This window comes from Sphingomonas sp. AC411 (assembly GCF_979253035.1).
Genome location: NZ_CEEDAQ010000001.1, coordinates 3,838,712 through 3,857,959 on the forward strand (window position 1 = coordinate 3,838,712; position 19,248 = coordinate 3,857,959).

The following is a 19,248-nucleotide window of genomic DNA, read 5'->3' on the forward strand; positions in this document are numbered from 1 at the left end:
CCCCGCCCGATGGCGTCAGGCCGCCGAAGCGTTTGCGTTGATCTGGGCAAGCGCCTGGTCGATATGAATCGCCGCGATCGGCAACTGAAGCGCATCGGCTAGCGCAAGCGCTTCGTCGAGCAACGCGTTCAGGCGTGCAGTATCGGCTAACGTCTTCGTAGGCATGGCAATTCCCCAGGGCTCGATCGTGCAACTCGGACAATTCGATTTGGTTCCGGGTTGCTCGAAATAATTTCGTCGCTCGGCGGCGGCGTAAGTTCGCTGTCCCCGCGCACAGTTTTTGGCACCGGCGCTGGCATCGCCGGCCGGCAATTTCTGGGAGAGTTTAGGTGAACGCAGCATTGCCCGAAACCTTCGACATTCCTGCGTTCGTCGCGGCGACGCTGGCCGAGGATCTCGGCACGATCGGCGACATCACGTCCGCCGCGGTGATCCCTGCGAACGCACGGTTCACCGGCGTGATGGACAGTCGCGATCCGATCGTCGTCGCCGGGCTCGACCTCGCCGAAGCGTTCTTCCGCGCACTCGATCCGGATGTGCGGATCGAACGCCTCGTCCAGGACGGCCAGCAGGTCGCGGCGGGCACCGAATTGCTGCGGCTCGAAGGGGCGGGGCGGGCGCTGCTCACCGCCGAGCGATCCGCGCTCAACACCGTCCAGCATCTGTCGGGCATCGCGACGATGACGCGCCGCTATGTCGATGCGATGGCGGGCACCGGCGCGATCCTGCTCGACACGCGCAAGACCATTCCCGGCCTGCGCGTGCTGGAGAAATACGCGACCCGGATGGGCGGCGCGCAGAACCACCGGATGGGGCTGTGGGATGCGGCGATGATCAAGGACAATCACGTCGCGGTCGCCGGCGGCGTCGCCGAAGCGGTGCGGCGCGCAAAGGCCGCGGGGATCGCGCACATCATCGTCGAGGTCGACCGGATCGACCAGATCGAGCCCGCGCTCGCGGCCGGAGCGACGCACCTGCTGCTCGACAACATGGCGCCCGCCACCTTGCGCAAGGCGGTGACGCTGGTCGCCGGCCGCGTGCCGACCGAGGCCTCGGGCGGCGTCAATCTCGATACGATCCGCGCGATCGCCGAGAGCGGCGTCACCTATGTCTCGGTCGGCCGCTTGACGCAGTCGGCACCGGCGGCGGATATAGGCCTGGACTTCGCGACCGCCTGACGACCGCGCCGATCGCGGCGTGAACCGGGCGCGACACAGCAAGACAGGGAACGACAAGCATGGTCAGGCCGATATCGATCGTGCGCTACGAAAGGCTGTATCTCGCCTCGTTCGTGCTCGGCTTGATCGTTTCCGCGATGAGCTGGTCGCAGCGCGCCGCGCTGGTCGCGGCCAACCCGGTCCTGGCGCAGGTCGGCTGGATCCTGCCGGCGTTTCAGGTCGCGGGCATCGCGATCACGCTGCTGCTCTGGTATTTTACCGCGCGCTCGCCCAGCGTGGCGGCTAAGTGGGTCGTCCTGGTACTGGCGGTGCTGTCGATCGTTGGCGTCGGCCTGTCGCTGGCAAGCGTGGCGCGAGGGCAGACGACGATCGGCACGATCTCGATCGTCTCGTTCGCCGCCGATGCCCTGTACGTCGCCGCGGCGCTCCTTTTATTCAAGGCGGATGCAAAGCGCTGGCTCGGCGAACTGCCCGATCCCGACGAGTCGGACACTTTCGAGGAGATGTCGCATGATCGCTAGAGTGATGCTCGCCGCCGTGGCACTGGCCTTGCCGGGCGTGGTCCAGGCACAGGCCTATCAATGCTCGGCCCCGGCGTCGGTCGAGCGCGTCCGCCCCGATCTGCCCTCGGCGAGCCAGCCGAAGCGCGACATCCCGATCGGCAGCTATACGCTCGCGATCACCTGGGCGCCGCAATATTGCCGGGACAATGGCGATCGTGCGGGATCGACCTTCCAGTGCGGCGCGGGCAACCGGTTCGGCTTCACGCTGCACGGGCTCTGGCCGGACGGCGTCGGCAAGGACTGGCCGCAATATTGCCACGCCGCCGGCCTCGTCCCGCCGCCGGTGATCCGCGCGCATCTCTGCACCACGCCGTCCGCGCAGTTACTTCAGCACGAATGGGCGAAGCACGGCACCTGCATGCCCGGCTATCGTCCGGCGAAGTATTTCAACCAGTCGGCCGGACTGTACGGCAAGCTCCGCTATCCGGACATGAACGCGTTATCGCGGACTCAGATGACCGCAGGACGGTTCGCGGCGGCGATGGCAGGCGCGAACCCCGGCTTGAAGCCGGACATGATGCGGGTGACGGCGACGAGGCAGGGTTGGCTCGACGAGGTCTGGATCTGCCTGGACCGACGTTTTCGCTATCGTCGCTGCCCGGTGCACCAAGGTGGACTGGCTCCGACGGCGCCGTTGCAGATCTGGCGGGGTGGCCGGTAGAGGGGCATGATCGAGGGGTGATCAAGGTTTTGTGACCGGTGTCGGTCTCGGTGCGCGTGCCGGTGTCGGTAATACTCGCGTTCGACGATCCCCTTGATCCTCCCCCGCCAGGGGAGGTGGCGCGCAGCGACGGAGGGAGAGGGCGATAACGTCGGTTTCGTGCCCTCCCCTCCGTCAGGCAAGCCTGCCACCTCCCCTGGCGGGGGAGGATCGTGAGGACTGGTTATTTGGTTCTGGCGCCGCGCTCGAACCGCGGAAAACGGCCGACGGGAGCGCCTAGCGGCGGTCCTTCAACCAGACCAGCACCGCCGCCGCTACGCCGACTCCGGTCCCGACTAGAAACCCCGGCGTCGCTTGCCCGATCGCGAAGCCCACGCCGGCGCCGCCCAGCATGCCGAGCGCGACGAGGAAGCCGCCCGCGGCGCTGGGGTCCTTGTGGGGGGAGGGTGTCGCGGGAAGTCGGGTCGGCCATCGGCATGTCCTGCCACGCTGAGCGGCGGGATACCAGCCGCGCGCCGCCCGCGATTCGTCGCCCGGACGAAACGTGGCGGAAATACGGCGTTACATACTGTTCCGGAACGACAAGCCCGGCTAGGAGCCGAACATGGTGTTCCGCGTCGGGCGAGCCGGGCCGGCCGCCGTCTTTTTCGTTCTGACGACCGCCGGGGCAGCCGTTTCCGGTGCGGATGCACAAACCACGCCTGCTCAGGTGCCGACTGCGCCCGGTTCGCGTTCGAGTCCATCGGCGAGCCCATCGTCAATTCCGGCGGCAAGAACTCCCGCCGAAACCCCGATATCGCTCGACCCCAATTCCCCGCTGGCCGCGCTGCCCGATATCGGCGTCGGCTGGCCCGATCTCGCCGCGTCGCCGATGGATCCGGCCGCGGCGATCGCCGCGGTGGATGCCAATGCCGAGAGCCGCTATGCCTGGCGGATCGACGGGATCGACGGCATCAACGACACGCTGCTGCGCCAGCGGTTCGCCCAACTCTCGACGCTCGACGCGAACGATCACCAGGCTGCCAACGCCGCGCAGCTCGATCGGCGGGCGCGCGAGGATGCCGACCTGCTCAACAGCCTGTTGCGCGCGGAGGGCTATTACGACGCCAACGTCGTCACCCGGGTCGAACCCGGCGCGAAGCCGATGGTGGTGCTGTCGGCCACCCCCGGCACGCTCTATAAATTCAAGGGCGTGACGATCGACGGGATCGCCGCGGCGGGCGACAAGGCGCCCGGCCTCGTCACCGCGTTCGGCGTGAAGCCCGAGGATCCGGTCAATTCCGATGCGATCGTCGCCGGGCAGGCCAAGCTAACGACGCAGATCGGCCGCGAGGGCTTCCCCTTCGCCAAGGTCGGCGATCCGGCGATCGTCGTCGACCACGCCACGCGCACCGCGACACTCGACCTGTCGGTGCAGCCCGGCGGCGCGCGCAAATTCGGGCAGATCGTCGCACTCCCCGGCAACCGGGTGTTCGGTGCCGATCATGTCGCGGAGATCGCGCGCTTTTCGCCGGGCGACCTATATGACGCGGCCAAGATCGACGATCTCCGCCGCGCGCTGATCCAGACCAGCCTCGTATCCGCGGTCGACATCAAGCCCGTGCAGGGCGCGACGCCCGACACCGTCGATGTCGCGGTGAAGCTCGATCGGGCGCCGCCGCACACCGTCGCGGGCGAACTCGGCTATGGCACCGGCGAAGGCGCGCGCGCGGAGATCAGCTGGACGCACCGCAATCTGTTCCCGCCCGAGGGCGCGCTGACGTTGCGCAGCGTGCTGGGGACGCAGGAGCAGCTCGGCTCGATCGTGTTCCGGCGCAACAATTTCCAGGCGCGCGACCGCGTGCTGACGCTGCAGGCCTCCGCGGTGCACACCAATCGCGATGCGTATGACGCGAAGACCTTCACGCTCGCGGGCACGCTGGAGCGGCAGACCAATATCTTCTTCCAGAAGACCTGGACGTGGTCGATCGGTTCCGAACTGATCGCGTCGGACGAGCGCGACGTCATCCTGTCGACCGGCGATCCGCGGCGGCGGACGTTCTTCATCGGCGCGCTGCCGACCAGTCTCAACTACGACGGCTCCGACGACCTGCTGAACCCGACCAAGGGCTTTCGACTGGGCGGACGGCTCAGCCCCGAAGTGTCGTTGCAGGGGGCGGTGTTCGGCTACACGCGGACGCAGTTCGACGGCAGCGTGTATCAGCCGATCGGCGGCAGCGTGGTGCTCGCGGCGCGGACGCGGCTCGGCACGATCGTCGGTGCGCCGCGCGATCAGGTGGCGCCGTCACGGCGGTTCTACGCCGGCGGCGGCGCGTCGGTGCGCGGCTATGGCTATCAGTCGATCGGCCCGCGCGACCCCAACAACGACCCGATCGGCGGGCGCAGCCTGACCGAATTTTCGATAGAAGCCCGCGTGCGTGTGTTCGGCAATTTCGGCGTCGTGCCGTTCCTCGACGCGGGCAACATCTATACCTCGCCGCTGCCGAAATTCACCGGGCTGCAATATGGCACCGGGATCGGCGTGCGCTATTATTCGAACTTCGGGCCGATCCGCCTCGACGTCGGCACGCCGATCAACCCGCAGCCGGGCGACAGCCGCATCGCCGTGTACGTATCGCTGGGGCAGGCGTTTTGAGCGAGGATTTCCTGCGCGGGGACACCGGTCTTCAGACGCCGCCGCCGAAGCGCCGCATTGCGTGGTGGCGGTGGATCGTCAGCGCGGTCATGGCGCTGCTGGTGATCCTCGGCACGGCGTTGCTGATCGTCGATACCGGCATCGGCCACCGCTTCGTCGCCGACCGGATCGCGGCGATCAGGACCGCCAACGGGTTGCGCTTCACGGTCGGGCGGATCGAGGGTTCGTTGTACGGCGATACGCGTCTGGTCGATCTGCGCGTGTACGACCTGGAAGGGCTCGTCTTCCAGGCGCCGAACGTGTCCCTGGACTGGTCGCCGTTCGACTGGTTCTCGGGCCGGCTGGAGATACAGCGGCTGATCGTCGATCGCGCGATCCTGACGCACACGCCGCGCACCCGACCGTCGAAGACTCGCGGGCCCATCTTGCCTGATTTCGACATCCATATCGGCGAATTGTCGGTCGGCCGGCTGACGCTGGCGAAACGCGTGCTGGGAACGAAGCGGATCGCGCGGCTTGCTGGCCGTGCGGACATTCGTGCAGGCCGAGCGCTGGTCGACCTGAAGGCGCGGGTTGCCGGCAGCGATGATTTGAAGCTGCGGATCGACGCCGAACCGGCGCGCGATCGCTTCGATATCGACGTGGCGGCGCGCGGCGCGGCAAGCGGCGTGCTCGCGCGGATGGTCAAGGCGAAGGCGCCGGTCGCGCTGGCGGTGACCGGCGACGGCAGCTGGGCGAAGTGGAACGGTCGCGCGAACGGCATGATCGGGACGACGCGGGTGGTCGATCTCGCGCTGGCGCAGCTCGCCGGGCGCTATACGCTGTCCGGCACGCTCGCGCCGTCGTCGCTGCTCAAGGGGCGGCTGCAAAAGCTGACCGCGCCGCGCGTGCTCGTCAACGGCAGTGCGGGGTTCGCCAACCGCCGGCTGGACGGGCAACTCTCGTTGCGCACGCCGGCGCTGGCGGTGGACACGACCGGCATCATCGATCTCGGCGCCAACGCGTACCGCGACGTGCGGATCAAGGCGCGGCTGCTGCGTCCGCCCGCGCTGTTCGCCAATATGACGGGCAACATGGTCGAACTGCGCGCGATCCTTGACGGGCCGTTCGCGACCGCGGCGTTCGACTACCGGATCGACGCCGGCCGCTTCGCCTTCGACCAGACCGGGTTCGAGAACGCGCACGCCGCGGGCAAGGGCGGCTGTCCGCTGCGCCGGTGACGGTGCCGATCCGCTTCACCGCCGCCCGCGTCACCGGCGTCGGCACGGTGGCGGGCGGGATCCTGCGCAACCTGTCGGTCGACGGGCTGCTCCGCGTGACCCCGACGCTGCTGACCGGCGACGCGCTGAAGCTCCGGTCCGACAAGCTCACCGGCAGCATCAATCTGGTCGTCGACCTGCGCAATGGGCAGTTCGAGGTCGGCATTAATGGCGGGCTTGGGCGCTATCTGATCCCCGGGCTCGGCATCGTCGACGTGAAGTCCACGCTTCGGGTGGTCCCCGGCCCGAACCGCAAGGGTACGCGGGTGATCGGGCAGGGAAGCGCGCAGATGGTGCGGCTCGACAATGCGTTCTTCCGCAGCCTGGCGGGCGGATTGCCGCGGATCACGACCAACCTCGAACGCACCACCGACGGCGTGCTGCACTTCACCAACCTCGTGCTGACCGCGCCGCAGATCCGGCTGACCGGCAACGGTTACCGGCGTCGGGATGGGACCTTCCATTTCGAGGGCGGCGGGCGCCAGCAGACCTATGGCCCGGTGACGCTGAAACTCGACGGGCAGATCGAGAAGCCGACGCTCGACCTCGTCTTCGCGAGCCCCAACGCTACGCTCGGCCTGTCGAACGTCCGCGCGCATCTCGATCCGACGGCGCAGGGGTTCGCGTTCACCGCGGCGGGCGGATCGCGGCTCGGGCCGTTCACCACCAACGGCGCGATCCTGTTGCCGCCGGGCCAGGGCGCGACGATCGCGATCGCCGCGTTGAACGTCGCCGGCACCAAAGCGAGCGGCAATATCGCGGTCGTCGATGGCGGCTTCAACGGTGCGCTCGCGGTCGCGGGCGGCGGTATCTCGGGTGAACTCCTGTTCCGTCCGGTCGGCCAGATCCAGCGCATTGAAGGCCATCTCGCTGCAAAAGCCGCGACGCTCGACACCGTTGCACTTCGCCAGGGCAAGCTCGATTTCGTCACGCTGCTCGATCCCGCCGGCACCTCGATCGAGGCGACCGCGACGGGCCTTGGCCTGCGCCGCGGCGCGCTCAGCCTCGCGCGGTTCAACGGTTCGGCCTCGCTGCGCGGTGGCATAGGCACGATCAAGGCATCGATCGCCGGCTCGCGCGGTCGTGCGTTCGATATCCAGAGCGTCACGCAGGTCACCGCGAACAGCTATGCGATCTCCGCGCAAGGGACGCTCGACGGTCGCCCCCTGAAACTCCTCACGCCAGCCGTCGTCACCCAGGCCGAAGACGGCTGGCACCTCGCCCCGACTAAGCTCAGCTTCGGCGGCGGCGAGGCGCAGATCGAGGGGCTCTTCACCGCGACCAGCACTGCGATCGACGCCAGCCTGACGCGCATGCCGCTCGCCCTGCTCGACATCGGCTATCCGGGCCTCGGCCTGAGCGGTTCGGCATCGGGGCGTTTCAACTTCGCTACGACGAATGGCGCTGCGCCGACCGGCAAGGCCGACCTCACGATCCGCGGCCTCGCCCGCGCCGGTCTCGTCCTGTCGTCGCGACCGATCGACGTCGGCGTGGCGGCGGTGCTCTCGCCCGACAAGCTCGGCCTGCGCGCGGTGATCGCGTCGGGCGGCAAGACGATCGGCCGCGCCCAGGCGCAACTCGCGCCACTCGGGCAGGGCGATCTGGCAAGCCGAATCACCAACGCCCGCCTGTTCGGGCAACTCCGCTACAGCGGCCCGGCCGACACACTCTGGCGCCTCACCGGCGTCGAGCTTTTCGACCTGTCGGGCCCGGTCGCGATCGGGGCGGACGTCGTCGGCACGCTCGCCAACCCGACCCTGCGCGGCGTCGTCCAGGCGAACGGCGCGCGGATCGAAGCGCGACCACCGGCACCGTCCTGACCGACGTCCAGGCGACCGGCCGCTTCGGCGGCTCGCGGCTCGTGATCGACCGGTTCGGCGCGGACGCGGGCAAGGGCGGGCGCGTCACCGGCACCGGCCAGTTCGAATTCGCCGCCGCCGCCGGGATCGGCCTCGACCTCACGCTGCAGGCCGACAAGGCGGTGATGATCAACCGCGACGACATCGGCGCCACCGTCTCCGGGCCGCTGACGTTCAAGTCGAACGGCTCGGGCGGCACGATCGCGGGCGACGTCCTGCTCGACAAGAGCCGCTATCGTCTCGGCCAGGCGACCGCCGCCAGCGCGGTGCCGCAGCTCAACATCCGCGAGATCAACCTGCCCGAGGGCGGGGAAGAGACCGCGAAACGGACCACGCCCTGGACGCTGGCGATCAAGGCGCGTGCCCCCAACCAGGTGATGGTCAGCGGCCTCGGGCTGACCAGCGAATGGTCCGCCAACCTCCAGATCGCGGGCGCGCCCGATAACCCGGCGATCACCGGTCGCGCGACGCTGGTCCGCGGCGATTACGAGTTCGCCGGCCGCCAGTTCGAACTCGCGCGCGGCGTGATCCGGTTCGACGGCGGGGTGCCCGCCAACCCGGCGCTCGATATCGAGGCGAACGCGGATTCGACCGGGCTCAGCGCGTCGATCCGGGTGACCGGCTATGCGCGGAAGCCCGAGATCGGCTTCACCAGCACGCCCGCTTTGCCCGAAGACGAACTGCTCTCGCGGCTGTTGTTCGGCACCTCGATCACCAATCTGTCCGCGCCCGAGGCGTTGCAGCTGGCGGCGGCGGTGGCGGCATTGCAGGGCGGTGGCAGCGGTCTGAACCCGATCAACGCGGTGCGTCGCGCGGCCGGTCTCGATCGCCTGCGCATCCTCCCCGCCGATCCGCAGACCGGGCAGGGGACGTCGATCGCGGCGGGCAAATACGTCACGCGGCGGCTGTATGCGGAGATCGTCACCGACGGTCAGGGCTATTCGGCGACGCAGGTCGAGTTCCAGGTCACCCGCTGGCTGTCGTTGCTGTCGAGCATCTCGACGCTAGGGCGCCAGAGCGCGAACGTGCGCGTGTCGAGGGATTATTGAATGATCGCGCGCGCCGGTCTCGCTAGGAAGAGTGCATGAAGCCCGTCATCTTCGGCCTGTCCGGCCCCGTCATCACCCCCGCCGAACGCGCGTTCTTCGCCGAGTGCGAACCCGCCGGCTACATCCTGTTCAAGCGCAACATCGTCGATCGTACGCAGGTGAGGGCGCTGACGGACTCGCTCCGCGAACTGGCCGGCCGTGACGACTTGGCGATCCTGATCGATCAGGAAGGTGGCCGCGTCGCGCGAATGGGGCCCCCGGAATGGCCCGCATTCCCAGCCGGCCCGGTGTTCGATGCAGCCTACGAACGCGCTCCAATGACCGCGATCCAGGCGGCGCGGGCAAACGGGCAGGCGCTCGGCGTAATGCTCAGCGAGGTCGGGATAACCGTCGATTGCGCGCCGCTGCTCGACGTGGCGCAACCCGATACGACCGAGGCGGTGTCCTGTCGCACGTTCGGCTCCGACCCGATGCGGGTGGCGGCGCTCGGCCGGGCGACGTTGGAGGGACTGGCCGAGGGCGGCGTCGTCGGCGTGGTGAAGCATATGCCCGGCCACGGTCGCGCCAAGCTCGACACGCACCACCACCTGCCGACCGTCACCGCGACCGACGCCGAACTCAAGGTCGACCTCGAACCCTTCCGCACGCTCAATCAAGCGCCGATGGGGATGACGTCGCACATCGTGTTCGAGGCGTGGGACGCCGAACGCCCCGCGACTTTGTCGCCAACCGTCATCGAACGCATAATCCGCGAGCGGATCGGCTTCGACGGACTGCTGATGACCGACGACATCGACATGAAGGCGCTGTCGGGCACCGCCGGCGACAAGGCGGCGGGGGCGATCGCGGCAGGGTGCGACGTAGTGCTCGATTGCTGGGCGCGGATGGACGAGATGGTCGAGATCGCCGGGCGCTTGGGCGAGATATCGGAGATATCGTGCGCGCGGCTCGATCGGGCGATGGCGTCGGTCGGCACGGGCAAGGGTGATTTCGCGGAGTTGATCGCGACGCGGGATGCCTTGCTGGCGCGGGTTTGAGGTGAGCCACTAGGCGACCTTCCCGGCGAAGGCCGGGGCCCAGTTGGAAAGGTCGCAGTAACGAAGCGCAGCGGCAGTCGGTACCGTCCCCCAACTGGGCCCCGGCCTTCGCCGGGGTGGTGCCCAAACCGGGGTGATGCCCAAAGCAGTCGGCGGCGCTCTATCCTGCAATGCTCCAATGCTCCAATGCTCGGGAAGGATTAAACCACCCCCGTTCGTACCCCCCGTTCGTCCTGAGTAGCTGCTGAGCTTGTCGAAGCGGCGTATCGAAGGACAGGTTGGCGGGTGGAACCCCTGCTTCGATACGCGCCTTCGATACGGCTCTGGCGAGCCTACTCAGTCGCTACTCAGCACGAACGGAATGGGCTGCGAACGGCCAAGCGCTCCCGCCATCACCCCCATCACGCCAGCCCCCGCGCCCGCTCGTCCCCCGCAACGTCAGCACCTCGACCCCGTCCCGGGTCACCGCCACGGTATGCTCGAACTGCGCCGAAAGCTTGCCGTCGTCGGTCACCACCGTCCACCCGTCCTCCTCGGTCGACACCTCGCGCGTGCCCTGGTTGATCATCGGCTCGATCGTGAACACCATCCCCTCGCGCAGCGTCATGCCGGTCCCCGCACGCCCGAAATGGAGCACCTGCGGCTCCTCATGCATCTCGCGACCGATGCCGTGCCCGCAATAGTCGCGCACCACCGCATAGCCGTTCTTCTTCGCGTGACGCTCGATCGCGAAGCCGATGTCGCCGAGATGCGCGCCCGCGCGGACCTGGCGGATGCCCTGCCACATCGCCTCTTGCGCGACCTTCACCAGGCGCTTTGCAGCGGGTGGCGCATTGCCAACGACATAGGTCTTGCTCGAATCGGCGATGAAGCCGTCCTTCTCCAGCGTGATATCGAGATTGACGATATCACCGTCGCGGATGATGTCTTTCGCGTTCGGCACGCCGTGGCAGACGACGTGGTTGATCGAACTGTTCAGCACATATTCGAAGCCATATTGCCCCTTGCTCGCGGGCCGGGCGGCGAGATCATCGGTGATGAACCGGTCGACCATGTCGTTGACCTGCAACGTCGACAGCCCCGCCAGATTCTGCGCGTCGAGCATCTCAAATACCGACGCCAGCAACGCCCCCGATACGCGCATCAGCGCCAGCTCGTCCGGCATCTTCACCATGTCAGGCAGCCGTTTTATCGGCGACGCGTACCGATGCCGCAGCCAATTGCGCGGTGACAATATCGTTGAACGACAGCGTCGGATTGGCCTCGGCGAGCATGCCGATCTTCATCCAGAACTCCGCCTGCGCATTGATCGAGCGGCATAAGACCTGGCTCGCGCGCCGCGCATCCTCATGCAGTATGTCGTCGATCTTCACGATACCCATGACTGCCGCTCCGCTCATTCGACCATACGAATCGTATATGGTTCATAGGGCGAGCCGTCAACGCGAACACTGGATGCGGAGCGGTGCGCGCTGTAGCGTCCGGCGATGGACGACGCCCAACTGACGCTGGATCTCGACGGGTGGGAGGGGCCGCTCGATCTGCTGCTGTCGCTCGCGCGGGGGCAGAAGGTCGATCTGCGCAAGATTTCGATCCTTGCGCTGGTCGAGCAGTATCTGGCGTATGTCGATTCCGCGCGCGCTGAAGCTGGAACTGGCGGCGGACTATCTCGTGATGGCGGCGTGGCTGGCGTATCTGAAGTCCGCCTTGCTGTTGCCGCGCGATCCGCTTGCCGAACCGGACCCCGACGAACTCGCGCTGCGGCTGCAACTGCGGCTCGAACGGCTGAGTGCGATGCGCGAGGCCGGCGCGCGGCTGATGGCGCGCGATCGGACCGGGCGCGACGTGTTCCTGCGGGGCGCGCCGGAGGGACTGCGGACGGTGCGGAAGGCGGCGTGGCAGGCGGAGATCTTCGACCTGATCGCCGCCTATGGCCGGATTTCCGCACGGACGCGGCCGGTGATGCATGTCGTCGCCGACCGCGAGGTGATGACGCTCGAGGCGGCGCTGGAACGCGTGTCGATGCTGGTCGGCGAACGGATCGACTGGAGCGTGATCGAGAGTTTTCTGCCCCCAGCCGGCGAACGGTTGCGGCGATCGGCGCTGGCGTCGAGCTTCGTCGCGGCACTCGAACTCGCGCGACAGGGGAAGATCGACCTGCGCCAGGCCTCGCCGTTCGCGCCACTCTATTTGAGGGCGCGCGCGTGACGCCGCCGGATGGTTTCGTGCGCGCGGTCGAGGCGGTGCTGTTCGCGGCCGAGACCCCGCTGACGATCGATTCGATCCGTGCGCATGTCGGGGCGGGCGATGTCCGCGTGGCGCTGGACCGGCTCACCGCCGACTATGCCGGGCGCGGTATCCAGATCGTCCGCCGCGGCGAGCGGTGGCAGTTCCAGACCGCGCCGGACATGGCGCACATGCTCCGCCGCGACCGCGAGGAACCGCGCCAGCTCAGTCGCGCAGGCATCGAGACGCTGGCGATCATCGCCTATCACGAACCGGTCACGCGCGCGGAAATCGAGGCGATCTCGCGGGGTACAGATCTCGAAGGGGACGCTCGACGTGCTGATGGAGGCGGGCTGGGTGAAACCGGCGGGGCGGCGCGAGGTGCCCGGGCGGCCGCTGATGTTCGCGACCAGCCCCGAGTTTCTCGTCCATTTCGGGCTGGCCAGCCGCCGCGATCTGCCGGGGATCGACGATCTGCGCGCCGCCGGGCTGCTCGATCCGGTCGATCTCGCCTTCGATCGGCTCGAAGATAGCGAAGATGGCGGTGGGGATGGCGCAATCTCTGGCATTGAGGCGGGATGAGCCTTAGATAGGGTTCAGTTTTCAGGAGAATGGCCATGGGCGGTTTTAGCCCGATTCACTTGCTCGTCCTCGCGGTCGTCGCGATCCTCCTTCTTGGCGGCGGTCGTTTTTCCAGCCTGATGGGCGACGTCGCCAAGGGCGTGAAGAACTTCAAGAAGGGCATGGCCGAGCCCGACGACGAGACGCCGGCCAAGCCATCGGCGCGGATCGAAGCGCAGAAGTCGGCCGATCCCGCGTTCGATCGCGACGGCAATCGCGTCCGCGACGACCGTCCTGCCTGAAGCGATCGTGCTTGAAGTTGGCAGAGTTGAAGACCCTAGATAGGCGCGGCTGAATGTTCGATATCGCGCCCTCCGAGTTCCTGCTCGTGGCATTCGTCGCGCTCGTCGTGATCGGTCCGAAGGATCTCCCCAAGGCGATGCGCGTGGTCGGCTATTGGGTCGGCAAGGCGCGCGGTGTCGCGCGGCAATTCCGCTCGGGCTTCGATCTCGATGGTCCGCGAGGCCGAACTCGAAGAGATGGAAAAGCGCTGGGCGTCGGAAAACGAACGCATCATGCGCGAGCATCCGCAGACGGGTACGGACGGCGCGGCCGATACTGCACAGGTCGTGCATTCGCCGGAGACCGAAGAGTATCGCCGCGACTATCGGTCCGGTGATCATACGCCTGATCATACGGCCGAAGATCAGGCGGCTGGCGACCATACGGACGAGCCTGTGATGGTCGAGAAGCCGGTGGTCGCTGCCGCTCCGCCGACGGTATCGTCGGCGCCTGTCGACCAGGAGCACAAGCCGGTCGGCCATCGTGCCCCGGACCTGTTCGATGTCCCGTTGGATACGCCGGTCACGACCGCGCCTCACCCCGACGACAAGACCGGCAAGTCCGACGTGGCGCCATCATGAGCGGACCCGTCGTGATCGCCGCACATAACGCCGAAAGCAGAACATGAGCGAGATCGACGCAAGCCGGGCGCCGTTGCTCGACCATCTGATCGAGCTGCGGCGGCGGCTGCTATATTGCATTGCCGCACTGATCGTGACGTTCGGGATCGCGATGTATTTCGCCGAGGACATCTTCGGCTTCCTGGTCCACCCGCTGCTCGCGGCGGGGCAGAACAAGGTCATTTATACCGAGATCTTCGAGGCGTTCTTCGTCCAGATCAAGGTAGCGTTCTTTGCGGCGATGATGCTGTCCTTCCCGGTGATCGCGAACCAGCTTTGGCAGTTCGTCGCGCCCGGCCTCTACAAGAAGGAAAAGCGCGCGCTTCTGCCCTTCATCCTCGCGACGCCGGTGCTGTTCCTGACCGGCGCGGCGATGGCCTATTACATCGCGATCCCGATGGCGCTGCACTTCCTGCTCGGGTTCGACGGCATGGTCGGCGGCATCCACCGCGAGGCGCTGCCGGCGATCGGCAATTACCTGTCGTTCACCATGCAGTTCCTGTTCGGCTTCGGGATCTCGTTCCTGCTGCCGGTGCTGCTGATGCTGCTGGAGCGGGCGGGGATCGTCACGCGGAAACAGCTGATCGGCGCGCGGCGTTATGCGATCGTCGCGGCGTTCGCGATCGCCGCGGTGCTGACGCCGCCGGATATCGGCTCTCAGCTGTTGCTCGCGATCCCGCTGGTCATCCTGTACGAACTCGCGCTGATCGGGATCTGGTTCACCGAGCGCAGCCGGGCGAAGGCTAAGGCGGTCGAGGGCGAGTCCACCGACATCGTCGAGAGTTAAGGTCGAGAGTTAAGAGCGTAGAACGCCGATACGAAAACGGGGCCCGGTGCATGTGCACCGGGCCCCGTTCCATACCAGAAGCGCAAGGGCTTACTTGGCGCCGTCTGCGGTCTTCGCGACGGTCTTGCCTGCCGATGCGACGTCCTTGCCTGCACCCTCGACGGTGTTGCATGCCGAAACCATGAGCGCGCCTGCGACGACGGCCAGTCCAACCAACTTACGCATGATACTTCCTCCAAGAAGGGCTTGAATGCCACCGGAGGTGAAATGTTCGGGCGCCGCATTCGTTCCGATGCCGAAACCAGAAGGCGTGCGATTTGTGGCGCTTAAGGGGGGCACACATCTAAGCGAAGCTGCCGCTCTTCCGAACGATAAAGGCCCGGAAGCATCACCGGGGGGGAAGGGTGATGCTACCGGGCCTGTGTTCTGGATAGCGAGAGCGGGGGCATAAATTCGCTATCCGAAGTGTAGAACGGCGACCGCCGAAGTCGGTTCCCGCGTTTTTCGAGAATCTCGATTAAAAATCCGAGTTTAATTTGAATTGGTTAACGTCGCGGCATGAAACACCGCAATACTTCCCCGGTCAGTCGCGACCGGTGATGGCGACGGCGATCTCATAGGCCCCGACCAGCGGATCATGGTGGAGTGGCGAGCGCAACTGGCGCGACAGGCCTTCCATCACGCGTCCGTAGCGCGAGGCGGCCTCGCGCAGAGCATCGCTCTCGACCAGGGCTCGCGACACGACCCGCAACAGTGCGCGATCGGGTTTGTCGGTGAGCTTGTCGGCAGGCTTCACGACGATCCGGATCTGCGCGGCGGGATCGCACGTCATCGCCAGCTCGATCGTCTCGGTCACGAGGAAGGCGATCGCGACCGCGACGTCCTGGTTGACCAGATACGGATCGACATCGAGCGTGATGCCCAGCCCGTGCGACCGATCGGACGCCGTCGCGCGGATGTTGGCGGAGAGTTCGCCGATCATCGTCCGCAGGTTGAGCCCGCGGTTTTCCTCGAGTTCGGCGAAGTGATTGCGGTGGACGACGGCGAGCGCATCGACGCGGCGCTGGATCGAGGAATAGGCCGCGGTCGCATCGGCACTCGGCGCGCTGCGGGCGTGGAAGTTGATCAGGCTGGAGATGACCTGGAGGTTGTTCTTCACGCGGTGGTGAACTTCTCGGGTCAGCTTGGTCTGGCGGACCAATCCTTCGGCGAGCCCGGCCTCGTGCAGCGCGACGGTGCGGCTGATCGCCTGGAACGTCTCGCCCAGCTCGCGGATCTCCTGCGCGGGCAGGGTATGGACGGTACCGAAGTCGAGTTCCTCTCCGGGCGTGAACGCGGCGACCGCACCGCGCAGGCGGCGGAGAGGGCGGATCAGCAGGCGGTCGACGACGAACCACGCGATGCTCGCCGCGGCGATCCACATCAGCAACGGCAGCAGCATTGCGACGATCAGCGACGACGTGACGGGCGCGCTGCGGATGCTGGTGCGCAGGGCAAGGCCCGCGACGCCGAGCTCGGTCCGCATCGTCTCCATGCGATCGAGCGGGCGTTCGTCCGGAATCGTCTCCAGATGCAGCGAGATCCTCGTCGAGGACGATCGCGCTGCTGAACGCCGATGCGCGGGTCGATGGCTGCCCGATCTTCTCGAGGAAGGGCCGCGGGAAATAGGCGCGGGCGGAGGTATCGCCGCCGGGGCCGGAGATCGCGAGCAGCAGGCCGTTGTCAGGGACGATCGCGGCGGCGATGGGCATGTCGTCCTGCCGCAGCGTGACCGGATTGGGCAACGGGACGCCGCACAGGACGTTGCCCTTGCGATCGGTGATGATGAAGCGGGTGCCGGCCGAGGATTGCTGGGCGAACACGCCCTGCGCGCGGGCGCAGCTGGGGGCGTCGGCGGGATCGGTGCCGAGCGCATTCACCGCGACCCGCAAGGCCGTCATGTCGCCGACGAGTTCGATCGCGATCGCGCGCGCACTCTCGTTCGCCGTGACCCGCAGGCGTGCGCGTGCCTCGGCATCCGCGAGGCGGGTGGTCTGCAAGGTCGCGAAGACCGCGATCAGCGCCAGCGGCAGGAGCGCAGCGCTGATGATCAGGAAAAGCTTGGCACCGGTCGGCAGGCGACCCATCGCCGAGATGAAACGGCGTTCGGCCACGGTGTCTGCCTGCAGTGTCGGGTTCGTATCGGGTGGCGAGGCCATGCGGCCCGCCGTCAGTCTAGCTTACCGAGGAGATCGAGCAGGTCGTCGGGGATAACCTCGTCGACGGTCTTCTGATAAACCGAGCGCAGCGCCGAGCCCATTTGCTGATCCTTGTTCTGGATCTTCGGGGGCTTCGTTGCAGGCACTGTCTTCTCCGTGTCGTGGCCCAAACTCAAAACTTCCCCTGCACGACGCAAACCAATCAGATGACGATGAGTATGGCTGGACCCTCGGGCATCAGGCTGCACACTCGCGAAAAGATGCTCGTGAAACCAAATAGCATCTCGATAGTTCCACGTTCGACCGAAAAATCCGCATTCCCGTGTCATTCCGTTCGCTCGCCGGGCAATGATGCACCCGGAACGGACGGACCGGTAGCATTTTCGACCGATGCCATTGCAATGACGCGAGCCGCCCGACACATGAGGGGCCGCACAGGATCAGGGAGTATTCGTTACCCATGTCTTTAGGACAGCAACTCGCACCGCACCTTCCCTTTTTGCGGCGCTATGGCCGGGCCCTGACCGGCAGCCAGATGCATGGCGACAAATATGTGCGCGCTACCTTGGAGGCGATCGTCGCCGCACCGGAAGAATTTCCGCGCGACGTCGATCCGCGTCTCGGCCTGTACCGGATGTTCCAGGCGATCTGGAACTCGGCGAATTTCGACGAGGTCGGCGACGAGGGTTTCGGCGAGGCCGAGGGCCATGAAGCCGTGGCTCGCGCGCGTCTCGCACGGATGACGCCGCTGTCGCGTCAGGCCCTGTTGCTGACCGCGATGGAGGGCTTCACGCCCGAGGACGCGGCATACCTGATCGAAGTCGACGCGAGCGAAGTCGACGACCTCGTCGCCGATGCACTGTCGGAAATCGAGAACCAGACCCGCGCCAAGGTCCTGATCATCGAGGACGAGCCGATCATCGCGATGGATATCGAGACGATCGTCCGCGATCTCGGCCACGACGTCACGGGCGTTGCGGTCACCCGCGACGAAGCGGTCGCGCTGGCGATGGAAACGCGGCCGGGCCTCGTGCTCGCCGACATCCAGCTCGCCGATGACAGCTCGGGCATCGACGCGGTCAAGGACATCCTGGCCGAGTTCGAGGTCCCGGTGATCTTCATCACCGCGTTCCCCGAGCGCCTGCTGACCGGCGAGCGGCCCGAGCCGACGTTCCTGATCACCAAGCCGTTCCAGCGTTCGACCGTCAAGGCTGCCATCAGCCAGGCGTTGTTCTTCGACCAGGCAACTGTTCCGACTGCCTGATCGTCACCGAGTATCGGGTCCGTTTTCGCCAGACGGTTACGGACCCAAAACGGTTCTCGATGGTTTAGGGGTCATGGCTGATCCAAACGAACCGATCCATATCGAGACCGATGACGCGAGAGCGGGATCCACCCCTCACATGACCCGATATATACTGGCGATCTCGCTGGTTTTGGTCATTGTGATCTTCGGATTTCTCGTTCTCCGCTAATCTGAATTTTGCGTAGGTCACTGGCAATGCTGGTAACCTGCGTCTATGTCTGTCGCTCCGCTCGGCAGTTTTATCGGGATTGATTGGATTACCATGACCCAGCCTGCGCCGCGTGCAGACACCGATGATGAGATCGACGAGGTCGTCGTACCGGTCGAGCACGTCTCGCTGTCGGATGCCGAGTTCAAGGTTCAGCTTGCCCAGGTGATCCCGCATCTCCGTGCGTTCGGCCGCTCGCTGTCGGGCAGCCGCGATCTCGCGGACGATCTGGTGCAGGAGACGCTGTTGAAGGCATGGGCCGCGCGTCTGCGCTTCCAGGCCGGCACCAACATGCGTGCATGGACCTTCATCATCCTGCGCAACCTGTATCTCTCGCAGATGCGTCGTGCGCGCTTCAAGGGCGAGTGGGACGATCTGGTCGCGGATCGCATTCTTGCTGCCCCGGCGAGCCAGGATCGTCATGTCGAACTGGGCGACATGCAGCGTGCACTCATGCATCTGCCGCAACCGCAGCGCGAGGCGCTGATCCTCGTCGGTGCCGGTGGTTTCGCATATGAAGAGGCAGCGGAGATTTGCAACGTGGCAGTCGGCACGATCAAGAGCCGGGTTGCACGTGGCCGTGTCGCGCTGGAAACGATCCTGACCGACGGCTCGTTGCCGTCACGGCGCGATCACGAAACCGATACGAGCAAGACTGCGCTCGACTCGATCATGGGCGATGTCGAGGAACTCAGCCGGGGTCGTTGATCCCGGTTCGGATTATCCCATTCAATCTGTCGGCGCGATCAGTGCCGAACG

The 19,248-nt window shown here is 66.5% G+C and carries 16 protein-coding genes and 4 pseudogenes; 14 read left to right on the forward strand and 6 right to left on the reverse strand.

What is annotated here, in order from left to right; genetic code table 11:
* Positions 1-15 precede the first annotated feature (15 nt).
* On the reverse strand, positions 16-342 hold the full coding sequence (locus tag AC0IX7_RS19795; RefSeq protein WP_471813555.1) for a hypothetical protein: 327 nt from the start codon (positions 340-342) through the stop codon (positions 16-18).
* On the opposite strand from AC0IX7_RS19795, the gene nadC reads away from it, so the two are divergent.
* From nadC to AC0IX7_RS19825, 6 genes and pseudogenes are all read left to right on the forward strand, one after another.
* Positions 330-1,178, forward strand: a complete 849-nt coding sequence (gene nadC / locus AC0IX7_RS19800; RefSeq protein WP_471813557.1) for a carboxylating nicotinate-nucleotide diphosphorylase — start codon at positions 330-332, stop codon at positions 1,176-1,178. The two genes, AC0IX7_RS19795 and nadC, sit on opposite strands and share 13 nt — an antisense overlap.
* A gap of 59 nt (positions 1,179-1,237) precedes the next feature.
* Positions 1,238-1,699 carry a hypothetical protein gene (locus tag AC0IX7_RS19805; RefSeq protein ID WP_471813559.1) on the forward strand — a complete coding sequence of 154 codons (462 nt, stop codon included), beginning with the start codon at positions 1,238-1,240 and terminating at the stop codon, positions 1,697-1,699.
* Complete coding sequence (locus tag AC0IX7_RS19810; protein ID WP_471813561.1) at positions 1,689-2,402, forward strand: ribonuclease T2 family protein; 714 nt, start codon at positions 1,689-1,691, stop codon at positions 2,400-2,402. Before AC0IX7_RS19805 ends, AC0IX7_RS19810 begins: the two co-directional genes overlap by 11 nt.
* A gap of 604 nt (positions 2,403-3,006) precedes the next feature.
* Positions 3,007-5,037 (forward strand): autotransporter assembly complex protein TamA, encoded by a 2,031-nt coding sequence (locus tag AC0IX7_RS19815; protein WP_471813563.1) that lies wholly within the window; start codon positions 3,007-3,009, stop codon positions 5,035-5,037.
* 89 nt (positions 5,038-5,126) lie between these two features.
* Positions 5,127-9,204, forward strand: a pseudogene (locus tag AC0IX7_RS19820) (translocation/assembly module TamB domain-containing protein).
* 35 nt (positions 9,205-9,239) lie between these two features.
* Positions 9,240-10,241 carry a glycoside hydrolase family 3 N-terminal domain-containing protein gene (locus tag AC0IX7_RS19825; RefSeq protein WP_471813565.1) on the forward strand — a complete coding sequence of 334 codons (1,002 nt, stop codon included), beginning with the start codon at positions 9,240-9,242 and terminating at the stop codon, positions 10,239-10,241.
* A 343-nt stretch (positions 10,242-10,584) separates the two neighbouring features.
* Here AC0IX7_RS19825 and map read toward each other — a convergent pair whose 3' ends face one another.
* Complete coding sequence (gene map / locus AC0IX7_RS19830) at positions 10,585-11,415, reverse strand: type I methionyl aminopeptidase (protein WP_471813567.1); 831 nt, start codon at positions 11,413-11,415, stop codon at positions 10,585-10,587.
* 1 nt (position 11,416) lies between these two features.
* Positions 11,417-11,623: a ParD-like family protein gene (locus tag AC0IX7_RS19835; protein ID WP_471813569.1), complete on the reverse strand. Its 207-nt coding sequence runs from the start codon at positions 11,621-11,623 to the stop codon at positions 11,417-11,419.
* 105 nt (positions 11,624-11,728) lie between these two features.
* Here AC0IX7_RS19835 and AC0IX7_RS19840 point away from each other — a divergent pair.
* The 5 genes and pseudogenes from AC0IX7_RS19840 to tatC all read left to right on the forward strand — a co-directional run bounded on the left by AC0IX7_RS19840 (position 11,729) and on the right by tatC (position 14,777).
* Positions 11,729-12,449: pseudogene (locus AC0IX7_RS19840) on the forward strand (segregation and condensation protein A).
* Positions 12,446-13,049, forward strand: a pseudogene (gene scpB, locus AC0IX7_RS19845) (SMC-Scp complex subunit ScpB). The pseudogenes AC0IX7_RS19840 and scpB overlap by 4 nt, the downstream one beginning before the upstream one ends.
* A 35-nt stretch (positions 13,050-13,084) precedes the next feature.
* Positions 13,085-13,330 (forward strand): twin-arginine translocase TatA/TatE family subunit, encoded by a 246-nt coding sequence (locus AC0IX7_RS19850; protein ID WP_187504890.1) that lies wholly within the window; start codon positions 13,085-13,087, stop codon positions 13,328-13,330.
* 53 nt (positions 13,331-13,383) lie between these two features.
* A pseudogene (gene tatB / locus AC0IX7_RS19855) lies at positions 13,384-13,595 on the forward strand (Sec-independent protein translocase protein TatB); the annotation flags it as partial.
* Between the two features lie 399 nt (positions 13,596-13,994).
* Positions 13,995-14,777: a twin-arginine translocase subunit TatC gene (gene tatC / locus AC0IX7_RS19860; RefSeq protein ID WP_055880910.1), complete on the forward strand. Its 783-nt coding sequence runs from the start codon at positions 13,995-13,997 to the stop codon at positions 14,775-14,777.
* Positions 14,778-14,867: 90 nt separating this feature from the next.
* Here the strand turns inward: tatC and AC0IX7_RS19865 are convergent, their stop codons facing one another.
* Complete coding sequence (locus AC0IX7_RS19865; protein WP_214655136.1) at positions 14,868-15,002, reverse strand: entericidin A/B family lipoprotein; 135 nt, start codon at positions 15,000-15,002, stop codon at positions 14,868-14,870.
* Positions 15,003-15,360: 358 nt separating this feature from the next.
* Positions 15,361-16,302: a sensor histidine kinase gene (locus AC0IX7_RS19870; RefSeq protein ID WP_471813571.1), complete on the reverse strand. Its 942-nt coding sequence runs from the start codon at positions 16,300-16,302 to the stop codon at positions 15,361-15,363.
* Positions 16,303-16,496: 194 nt separating this feature from the next.
* Here AC0IX7_RS19870 and AC0IX7_RS19875 point away from each other — a divergent pair, with 194 nt between their 5' ends.
* Positions 16,497-17,030, forward strand: a complete 534-nt coding sequence (locus tag AC0IX7_RS19875) for a hypothetical protein (RefSeq protein ID WP_471813573.1) — start codon at positions 16,497-16,499, stop codon at positions 17,028-17,030.
* On the opposite strand, the gene AC0IX7_RS19880 is transcribed toward AC0IX7_RS19875, so the two are convergent.
* A complete protein-coding gene (locus AC0IX7_RS19880) occupies positions 16,987-17,304 on the reverse strand; it encodes a NepR family anti-sigma factor (protein ID WP_471813575.1) in 318 nt (105 codons plus the stop codon). The two genes, AC0IX7_RS19875 and AC0IX7_RS19880, sit on opposite strands and share 44 nt — an antisense overlap.
* Before the next feature lie 131 nt (positions 17,305-17,435).
* Between AC0IX7_RS19880 and AC0IX7_RS19885 the strand changes: the two genes are divergently transcribed.
* Together AC0IX7_RS19885 and AC0IX7_RS19890 are read left to right on the forward strand one after the other, a co-directional pair.
* Positions 17,436-18,239 carry a response regulator gene (locus AC0IX7_RS19885; RefSeq protein ID WP_187504893.1) on the forward strand — a complete coding sequence of 268 codons (804 nt, stop codon included), beginning with the start codon at positions 17,436-17,438 and terminating at the stop codon, positions 18,237-18,239.
* Positions 18,240-18,543: 304 nt separating this feature from the next.
* On the forward strand, positions 18,544-19,197 hold the full coding sequence (locus tag AC0IX7_RS19890; RefSeq protein ID WP_187504894.1) for a sigma-70 family RNA polymerase sigma factor: 654 nt from the start codon (positions 18,544-18,546) through the stop codon (positions 19,195-19,197).
* The last annotated feature ends 51 nt before the right edge of the window (positions 19,198-19,248 follow it).